This is a genomic window from Bacillus sp. JST-5, assembly GCF_057747715.1.
Genome location: NZ_JBYLHW010000087.1, coordinates 1 through 9416, shown reverse-complemented (window position 1 = coordinate 9416; position 9416 = coordinate 1). Strand labels below are relative to the sequence as shown.

The 9416-nt window shown below is 34.9% G+C and carries 9 protein-coding genes; 1 reads left to right on the top strand and 8 read right to left on the bottom strand.

Features of this window, described 5'->3' with window-relative positions:
* Positions 1 to 216 precede the first annotated feature (216 nt).
* The 6 genes from AC3ASS_RS12885 to AC3ASS_RS12860 all read right to left on the bottom strand — a co-directional run bounded on the left by AC3ASS_RS12885 (position 217) and on the right by AC3ASS_RS12860 (position 5588).
* The gene (locus AC3ASS_RS12885; protein ID WP_488283929.1) at positions 217 to 753 is read right to left on the bottom strand and encodes a DUF4352 domain-containing protein; all 537 of its coding nucleotides are present in this window, start codon (positions 751 to 753) and stop codon (positions 217 to 219) included.
* A 256-nt stretch (positions 754 to 1009) separates the two neighbouring features.
* Positions 1010 to 1660, bottom strand: coding sequence for a glycoside hydrolase domain-containing protein (locus AC3ASS_RS12880; RefSeq protein WP_488283928.1), 651 nt, complete (start codon positions 1658 to 1660; stop codon positions 1010 to 1012).
* A gap of 165 nt (positions 1661 to 1825) precedes the next feature.
* Complete coding sequence (menC, locus tag AC3ASS_RS12875) at positions 1826 to 2950, bottom strand: o-succinylbenzoate synthase (protein WP_488283927.1); 1125 nt, start codon at positions 2948 to 2950, stop codon at positions 1826 to 1828.
* Between the two features lie 26 nt (positions 2951 to 2976).
* Positions 2977 to 3792, bottom strand: a complete 816-nt coding sequence (locus AC3ASS_RS12870) for a GNAT family N-acetyltransferase (RefSeq protein ID WP_488283926.1) — start codon at positions 3790 to 3792, stop codon at positions 2977 to 2979.
* A complete protein-coding gene (locus AC3ASS_RS12865) occupies positions 3764 to 4912 on the bottom strand; it encodes a M20 peptidase aminoacylase family protein (protein ID WP_488283925.1) in 1149 nt (382 codons plus the stop codon). Before AC3ASS_RS12865 ends, AC3ASS_RS12870 begins: the two co-directional genes overlap by 29 nt.
* A 478-nt stretch (positions 4913 to 5390) precedes the next feature.
* On the bottom strand, positions 5391 to 5588 hold the full coding sequence (locus AC3ASS_RS12860) for a hypothetical protein (RefSeq protein WP_488283924.1): 198 nt from the start codon (positions 5586 to 5588) through the stop codon (positions 5391 to 5393).
* 139 nt (positions 5589 to 5727) lie between these two features.
* Here AC3ASS_RS12860 and AC3ASS_RS12855 point away from each other — a divergent pair, with 139 nt between their 5' ends.
* On the top strand, positions 5728 to 7101 hold the full coding sequence (locus AC3ASS_RS12855) for a dipeptidase (RefSeq protein WP_488283923.1): 1374 nt from the start codon (positions 5728 to 5730) through the stop codon (positions 7099 to 7101).
* A gap of 437 nt (positions 7102 to 7538) precedes the next feature.
* Here the strand turns inward: AC3ASS_RS12855 and AC3ASS_RS12850 are convergent, their stop codons facing one another.
* The gene (locus AC3ASS_RS12850) at positions 7539 to 8207 is read right to left on the bottom strand and encodes a hypothetical protein (RefSeq protein ID WP_488283922.1); all 669 of its coding nucleotides are present in this window, start codon (positions 8205 to 8207) and stop codon (positions 7539 to 7541) included.
* 134 nt (positions 8208 to 8341) lie between these two features.
* Positions 8342 to 9172: a manganese catalase gene (locus AC3ASS_RS12845; RefSeq protein WP_488283921.1), complete on the bottom strand. Its 831-nt coding sequence runs from the start codon at positions 9170 to 9172 to the stop codon at positions 8342 to 8344.
* Positions 9173 to 9416: the final 244 nt, after the last annotated feature.

The window sequence follows — 9416 nt, the reverse complement described above, 5'->3', positions numbered from 1 at the left end:
GTATAAAGGAATGGGTCTACATATAGGATAGGGGTGGCCTGATTTCTTTACCACCCCAACATTTGACGGAGAACCAAAAAAATTAAATTTGAACGTTTATGAACAAACAATGAAATACGTTTGAGCGATAAACACAATATTAAAATGAATAATTAAAGTAATAAAAAAACGCTTAAGAACAGTACATAAAAAGCACTGACTAAGCGTTTTGAAAAACTATTCTTCTTCCTTCAAATCCTTTTCATTAAATACCCAAATGGCTTGGTTTTTTGAATTAGAATTTTTAAAGATAAACTCATATTGCTCAAAAATTTTACTATCAAAAGCGACTTCCCCGCTAATAGTTGCATTTGGTTCAATTTTGTTATCTAAGCTTCCTAATGTATTAATTAATGCTAAATCTTGTTTTTCTCCATTTACTTTCAGCACCGTTTGTAACAAGGGTTCAATAACTACAGGGTTATTACTATTATTGGTTATTTCTAACGAAACACCAATGAAATGTCCATTAGTAGCATCGAAAAAGTCTTCTTTTATCACTCGAACTTGGTTTAATTTAACAGTTATGTCTTTAATCGTTGCGGTATCCCCAATTTTTAATCCTTCATTTTCTTTTACAGCTGCTTTAACACTTATCTCAGCTTTTTGTCCACTTGATTCATTTTCTACTTTCGTTGATGCTTGATTGCTACATGCGGCTAACATAGAAATCAATAACAGTAGCGAGATTAGTATATTAATATATTTTTTCATCACGTTCCTCCTATTTTTTTGACAAACAATTCCCATAAATATTCTACTTTTTTCGTCATTATTTGTAAAGAATATGCCTATTTCCCTATTTTATGGTTTGATTAAAGGTACTTTCATACCATTTTTTCACCTTTACTTCTTCCGTTCACTCAATATTCATCCATTAACCATCCAACTACCTTCTCTTTTATTCTTATGTATCCTATAATAGATTATTACTATATTTAAATAATAATAGCCCGTGCTTTCGGGCTATTTACCATAATGATGCCAGCACTCTTTCATCAGCTAAATTTGTGTCGATTGGGCATTGTTGAGTATCCCTTCCATATTGCCATAGCCATACATTACCTTTGCAATTAGGAGTTTCTGGTTTATAAGGTGGCGCTTCATTTGGCGGACTTCCCCCTACATTTGGTTCTGCACTCCATAAAAAGGATTGAATTCGAACTTTCTCGTTTTCTTTTGCTGCTTGACAAAACGCAACGTTAAAATTCCCTTCAGTTGGAACATGATAAAAACCTGGTTTATAGCCACTAGGATACAAAGCTTCTACCCAACCTTGGATCCAATCCTTATCAACTGCAAAAAACCTCTCGACATTGGCAAAAAGTACCGTTCCTTTAGGGAATCCAAGCCTTCGCGCATGAAATACGGCATTTGTGGCAGCGACACGTCCTTTTGAATATCCTGTTGCCTCTCGAAAAGCATTATAAATTGGTAAAACTTTAATTCCTTTATTCCGTATAAATGAGATTTCTTCTTTTGTTAATCCTTCAGAGGCATTAGGGACGGTTGTTAAATATCTTCCCCAAAATCGTGGCATACCAAAATTTCGCCTGACACATTGATATAAGTCTTCCGTAACCGTAGCTGCGGAATCTACACCCCAAACGTATCTAGGCATATATCTCCTCATCCTCTCATCGTTGTGGAATCAATATACTTTATTCAAAGAATAGAAAATGGTTAATTTTTTACCTTCAGATAAAGAAAAAACCTCCATGTGTCATTAAACATCACCGCAGTCTGTTTTTAAGAGTGATGTTAATGACAACACGAGGTTTTTCGTTTAAAAGAACTCTTTTTTATCAACTGTATATTTTTCTATTGTTTGACGATTAACTTTATAACCAATTCCAGGATCCATAGGAACTGAAATATATCCATTATTTACCGTTACTTCAGGTTCAATTATATCTTCTTCCCAATAGCGAGAAGAGCCTGATGTATCCCCAGGTAAAATAAAATGATCTAAAGTTGTTAAAGCAATATTATGGGCTCTACCGATTCCCGCTTCAAGCATTCCACCACACCAAACTGGGATGTCATTGCTTTTACAATAATGATGAATATCAATAGCTTCTGACAATCCTCCTACCCTACCTATTTTAATATTGATGATCTTACAGCTTCCTAGTTCCACTGCTTTTTTAGCATCTTCTAAAGAATGAATGCTTTCATCTAAACAAATAGGGGTATCAATTTCTTTTTGTAAACGAGCATGATCAATAATATCATCATGGGCAAGTGGTTGTTCAATCATCATTAAATGAAATTCATCAAGTTTTTTCAAATGATCAATATCTTTCAATCCGTAGGCAGAGTTTGCATCTGCCATAAGAGATATATTCGGAAAGTGTTTTCTTATTTCTCGAAGCATTTCAACATCATTTCCAGGTTTAATTTTTACTTTGATCCGTTTGTAACCTTCTTCTAAATAAGATTCTATTAACTTTAGAAGATCAGTAACTGTAGGTTGAATGCCAATACTTACACCAACTTCTATCTCTTTTTTCGTTCCTCCTAATGCCTTCCATAGTGGGACTTTTTGGATACGTGCATATAAATCCCATACCGCTCCTTCTAACGCTGCCTTTGCCATTGGATTACGCCTTATTTTTAAAAATCGCTCTCTAACTTCATTTGGATGTGAGATGGGAGCTTTTAATAATAACGGAATTAAAAAGTCTTCCATCATATGTTCATTCGTTTTTACCGTTTCTTCACTATACCATGGACTACTAAAAGCAACAGACTCTCCCCAACCGGTTCTTCCAATTTCATCAACAACTTCTACAACAAAAAATTCTTTTTCTTGAAATTTACCAAAACTTGTTTCAAAAGGAGATTTTAGCTTCATTTTTAATTTATGTAATATTACTTTTGAAATAGAAATTGAAGTTGATTCAATCATACATGGATCTCCTCTCATATTAATTGTTATAGAATTAATAATTGTTTTTTCAAAAACAAATAATAACAGACAGAGTTATTCGGTTCGTTTAATAAATTGACGGCTGTATATTCTTTCTCTAATAATTCGATAAATAATTGACGTGTTTTTTCTCTCCATTCGATAGCTAGAGGTAAATTATTTCTTTTCAAAGAATGGAAATCACATGGTATTGGAACAAAATAATAATCATGATTGGTGATCGGATATAACTCTTCAATCTTTGGGTGGCCGTGTTGATCTAAATTCCAATTGATTAAGCTATAACGATCCTCATATTCTACATAAGAAGATTCTGTTTCCACATATGGAGAATCGATATGCCATTCAACGAGGAATCGGTCAGATGGCAATCCTCGATTTAAATCATCGTTCATTTCACCATAATAATTTGTATAATAGGTTCCTACGATTCCATGAAGCTTTCGAATATTGATATTTGCGTTTACACTTTGAAGAGGATCATATGTCCAACAAATGAATGAATAGCCTAATTTTTTAGCTTCTTCTCTCTGCCTCCATTTTAATTGTTCACCGATTCCTTTTTTCCTATAGTTAGATTTTATTCCGAGCATATGGGAATACAAAAAAAAGTTTTTATTCTTTACACCTGGAAAACCGTAGCTAAAACCGATTAATTCTTCGTTTATATAAGCGCCAAGAAGCAATCCACCATTTTTGACTGCTGTAAAATATTGGTGCTCTGGTACCGATGGCGTTCCATTCCAAATTTCTTCTTCCAACTTTCTAACTTTTTTTATTTCATCAAATGTATCAATCGTTTGAATGATTATTTCTGTCAACATTCATCTCTCCTTGACTAAGTGTTGTCTGAATCACATTTTTTAAAATCATTGCCCCTGTCATTAGAGCGTCTTTATCAAATGTCATTTTTGAATGGTGAAGACCGGGTTGTAAGTCGCAACCTAAAGCTAACATGGTCGCTTTAATATTTGGTCTTTTTATCGTGTAATAATGAAAATCATCCCCACCCGTCGTTTGTACGGCTGGCATACAGTGTTGCTCTCCAATTGTTTGAATGATAGCTGATTTCATCAAGGATGCTGCTTCATCGGAGACAACTGCTGCAGGTAAATCTGCATCGATTTGGTATGTAATCTTTACATCATATCTAACTTCTAATGCCTTAAATACCTTTACAATTTGTTCATAAAGTTGATGCATGGCATCGTTCGATTCTGCTCGCACATCAATACTAAAGGAAGCTGATCCAGGAATGATATTTTTACTCTCTCCTCCTGCATGGAAATTTGTTAATTTTGCAGAATATGAAAGATTAGGATTTAAATAGATTCCTTTCATGAAATGGACAAGATCTGCTCCTACTTCGATGGCGTTAGCTGTTAAATGCGGTCTTGCTCCATGTGCATCTTCTCCGATGATATTTCCGGATATAAATCGACTAGCTCCGTGATAAATAGCAGGTGCAGCTCTCCCGTTTTTCAATTCTTCTTTCGGTCTTAAGTGAATGCCGAATAAATAATCTACATCGTCAACTATTCCCTTTTCGATGAATGCTAATGCTCCAGTCCCTTTTTCTTCTGCCGGTTGAAAAATAAATCGCACGGTTCCTTTGTTCTTCAATCCTTCTTCTTTTAATAACAAAAGACTACCTAAAACAATCGTCATATGTGCGTCATGTCCACATGAATGGTTCGCTCGAAACGTTCCATCCACTTCTTGCCATAAGGCGTCCATATCCGCTCGAACAGCGATCACAGGGTTTCCTTTACCAATCTCCGCATATCCCCCTGTACAATCAGAGAATGTATGAAAAGGAATGTTTTCATTTTGAAACCAATTTGCTAAAAATTTCGTCGTGTTTACTTCTTGCCAACTAATTTCAGGATGTTCATGTAAATATTTAAAAATTTCAAGTAATTTCTTTTTCAATGTAAGCACTCCTTACTTCTACCATCCGATAAGAATTTTCATCGTTATAAAAACTTTAACATTCACATCTTCGTAGGGAAAATCAATGATATATATTTCACCCATTATTTAAGAATTCCAAACATTTTTTACAATAAAACGAAACCGTGATTTTTTTAATTGTAATTCGCCGAATTTTTATATAGATTTACTAGTTTCCTTATTCATATTTTTCATTATCTCCTAAGCCCAATCTTTTCTTCTATTGTATTATTATCGGTCCAAAACAGTCCAGAATGATAACGGTGGAAAATGCTAATTATTTGGCAAAAATACTCAAATGAAAAAGGAGTGGCACATGCCAATCCTTCCTTTTTTCTAGAAAGTTATCCATTAATAATTAACAAAAAAAAATAAGAACTACCATTCAAACGTTCAAATTGCTAGTATAATAAATTAAATTGCTAAATTTTTCGACCAGTACATTCCTAAATTGTGTGCAAGGAAATCAATCTCGATCAAAAAAATCTTCAAACTTTTCTCTTTCTTTTTCGTTCTTCATGTCTTTTTCATCGTAATAAGGGTTGTTTTCCATGAGGTTTTTGCTATCTAAATTTGTTTTAATTTCGATACTTGGACTCTTAGATGGTTCTGCTATGATTCGATTTTGAAACAAATCAGAATTAGGATTATTATTTTGTTTCATATAGAATACCTCCTTTTTGTAATTTGAGTTTTTCAGGTCCATTTTATGTAGATTATTATTTCGTAATTTGAAATAATTCTTGGAAATTCGTTCAATCGTAAAGTAAAATATGAATAAGTACCAATTAGGGGGGAAAGTTATGAGCAAATCATTTGATCAATATTTAACAGAAAAAAGAAGTCAACATTTAGAAGAATTATTTGATTTTCTGCGAATTCCAAGTATAAGTTCATTGTCCGAACATACTCAGGATGTCCGCAGTTGCGCTGAATGGGTGGCAAATTCTTTAAAAAATGCAAACCTTGAAAATGTACAAGTAATGGAAACAAATGGACATCCAGTTGTATATGGCGATTGGCTACATGCTGAAGGAAAACCAACTGTACTTATATACGGTCATTATGATGTTCAACCAGTTGATCCGCTTCATTTATGGGAAACAAACCCGTTTGAACCTTCTATCAGTGAAGAAAAACTTTATGCTCGTGGAGCTAGTGATGATAAAGGACAAGTATTTATGCATATAAAAGCTATTGAAGCGATTATGAATACAGAAGGAAAACTTCCTGTCAATGTTAAATTTATCATCGAGGGAGAAGAAGAAATCGGTAGCCCTAATTTACCTGAATTTGTAAATAAACATAAAGACCTTCTTTCCTGCGATGTCATCGTAATATCCGATACTGGAATGATTGAAAAAGGAAAGCCTGCCATTTGCTATGGTTTACGTGGTTTATGCGGAATTCAAATCGATGTTAAAGGAGCAAATTCGGACCTCCATTCAGGACTATACGGTGGCGGTGTACAAAATGCTGCTCACGCCTTAATTGAATTATTAGCATCCTTCCATGATCAAGACGGAAAAGTATTAGTAGAAGGCTTTTACGATAAAGTTGCAGATTTAACTGAGGATGAAAGAAAAGCATTTGAAGCCTTGAATACAGATGAAGAAAAAATTCGTGAGGAATTAGGGGTCCCAGAATTATTCGGTGAAAAAGGTTATACATATAATGAACGAACTTGGGTTCGTCCTACATTAGAAATTAACGGAGTGTACAGTGGTTTCCAAGGAGAAGGTATTAAAACAGTGATTCCTTCAGAAGCAACGGCAAAAATAACTTGTCGTCTTGTACCAAACCAAGATCCAGATGAAATCATAGAATTATTAGAACGTCATATTGAAAAGCATAAACCAAAAGGAGTTACTATAACGGTTAGCCATTTTGATAAAGGTGCGCCATTTATCACTCCTTTCGACCATCCGGCTATACAGGCTGCAGCACGTTCGTATGAAAAAGTTTATCAAGTTCCTACCGCATTTACTCGTGGTGGGGGTTCCATTCCAATCGTTGCTGCATTTGACGAAATATTAAATAAACCAGTTGTATTAATGGGATTCGGATTACCGGATGAAAATTTCCATGCACCTAACGAACATTTTCATTTAGAAAATTACGATAAAGGATTAAGAACAATATGCCACTATTGGTATGAACTTAGTGAAGCGCTTTAAAAACTATGTATTTTCCCTTTTATTTTCTTGTGGATTTACGTATAATAATAGTAGAATCATCAAATAAATAAAAAGACTGTGGTGCGCCAACACCACAGTCATCCAATAGACGGTCCCTCAAAAGGGGGTCGGCCGTAGGGGAAAAAATAATCCACCAGAGCCGCTAACTCAAGGGTGGATTATTTTTTTTGGTTAAATGACAGAATGGATATCATTAACGTCGCAAAGGCAACAGAAAACATTAACGCTTCAAAAACTGTCAATGGCATCACCCCCTTTCTACGGGAGCGTGCCGACCCACCCTTGAGTGATTCCGCCTACTGTATTTTTATTATACAAGATTCAGACAAACTATTTCCACACTTTTCCGAACATACGTTTCAATTTAGTGAAAAAGTCTTAATAATGAGAATGATATTTTTCCTAATATGAATGTATTAATTTATCTTTTTTATATACTCATTGATCATATCAATCAAATATGGAGCTTCTTCTTCTTTGAAGTAGAAAAATACTTTTTCTTCCGTTTCCTCTGAGTCATCCCCTTCTGTTAAATAGGTGTTTCTATATAACACACCATCACCTGTTTCCTGGTCAATCCCTAATTTTAAATGAATTGTAAATTCTCCTTCATAATTTGGCGTATGATCTTCTATATGAATATGTTTGTCATTTGTTATCCATTCAATCGATTCTTCGTCATCAACATCGCCTTCATATTCAATTTCTTCATAATCCTCATTCTCATCATTATCAAATTCTTCGTAATCTTCATTCTCCCATTCATCATCCATATCACCAATATGTTCATGAAACGAAGCATGGATGAAATCAAGCATGTCATCTAATTCATAAAATAAAACTTTAGATTCAAGTTCCGCTTCATCATGATAATGATAGGAATAAAACTCTTGATTTATAGGATCAAAATGGATAATACAAAATTCTTCTATATGATCAATCATTTGTATAGAAAAGACAAAGCTAGGATGTTTTTCCGTTGTGTTCGTATCAAAAATGATTTCAAAATCTTCAAACTCCTCGCATAGATCTGGTAAACCAATCCGTATTGCATTTTCCAATCGTGAAAACCATTCAAGACTCATATCAATAACCTCCTTGTCGTTCGTTTACGTCAGTTTATTTTTTCCTCTACGATTTCTTTTATGTAAAAAAAATCCTACTTTTCGTTCAGTAGGATGGAAGAAAATTTACTGACAAACGGGAGGGTTTTGAACATTTACATCATTGGAGGTATTGTATTGTGGACTGGTAGTGGTGCTGGAATTAAAAATGGTTTTGGACCATAGAAAACTGGTTGTGAGACATATCGAAACGTTGAACGACCATCCATACTTGGTCCATGAGCCCAACGACCATTGGCACTATCTTCTCCTCTTGAAAAATTATAAAAATCATAGGCTACTGATTGTTTTTCTAATTCACGTGGGAATGAAGTAGGAACAACGATATCTTTCTCTCTCTGTTCAAGTTCAGCAATCGCTGCTCTCCACTGATTTTGATGAGCGGTATCCCGGGCAATTAAAAAAGATAATGTATCCTTCACACCTGGATCATCAGTTATTTCGTATAGTCGGACTACTTGCAGTCTTCCTTGTGATTCTGCATTTAAATTCGCACGAAAATCAGCCAATAAGTTTCCGCTTGATACCATATATCTTGCATTCCAAGGATATCCCACACTATCTGAGGGAGTCGCTCCTAATCCGCTGACAATGACATGTTGCGGGTTCATTCCGCCCATAACTGCTGCTAATACAGGATTGCTAGCATATGCCTTTTCTTGTTCTTTTATTGGTGCATGATCCAATAATCGTGCAATTAAAGTCGCCAACATTTCCACATGCCCTATTTCTTCTGTTCCAATATCTAAGCAAAGATCGCGATATTTCGCATCAGCTCGAGAGTTGAATCCTTGAAACAAGTACTGCATCATGACTGTAATTTCTCCAAATTGTCCACCTAAAACTTCCTGCAATTTTTTAGCAAAAACTGGATCTGGTTTAGAAGGTTTAGCTTCATATTGTAGCTCTTTAATATGGTAAAACATAAAAGGGAACCTCCTTTAAGTACTCTAATTAATACTATGTCTAACAATTTCATAGGTGCTTGCCCATAATTTCTCCTTTGAATGAATCGAGTAGGAGGGAGCGATTAACTCCCGTCCTCTCACACCACCGTACATACGGTTCCGTATACGGCGGTTCAATTAAGATAATTGACGCAAGTCTTTATAACTTCCGTGAATAGCTGTTCTCTTTATGCCAGTGGTCACTCCACCCTCCAAGAGGTCT

What these genes read in the sequence shown, in the direction of transcription:
- AC3ASS_RS12850 (WP_488283922.1), bottom strand. Translation starts at nt 8,207, where the DNA reads ATGAGTCTTGAATGGTTTTCACGATTGGAAAATGCAATACGGATTGGT.
- AC3ASS_RS12885 (WP_488283929.1), bottom strand. Translation starts at nt 753, where the DNA reads ATGAAAAAATATATTAATATACTAATCTCGCTACTGTTATTGATTTCT.
- AC3ASS_RS12880 (WP_488283928.1), bottom strand. Translation starts at nt 1,660, where the DNA reads ATGCCTAGATACGTTTGGGGTGTAGATTCCGCAGCTACGGTTACGGAA.
- AC3ASS_RS12860 (WP_488283924.1), bottom strand. Translation starts at nt 5,588, where the DNA reads ATGAAACAAAATAATAATCCTAATTCTGATTTGTTTCAAAATCGAATC.
- AC3ASS_RS12855 (WP_488283923.1), top strand. Translation starts at nt 5,728, where the DNA reads ATGAGCAAATCATTTGATCAATATTTAACAGAAAAAAGAAGTCAACAT.
- menC (WP_488283927.1), bottom strand. Translation starts at nt 2,950, where the DNA reads ATGATTGAATCAACTTCAATTTCTATTTCAAAAGTAATATTACATAAA.
- AC3ASS_RS12845 (WP_488283921.1), bottom strand. Translation starts at nt 9,172, where the DNA reads ATGTTTTACCATATTAAAGAGCTACAATATGAAGCTAAACCTTCTAAA.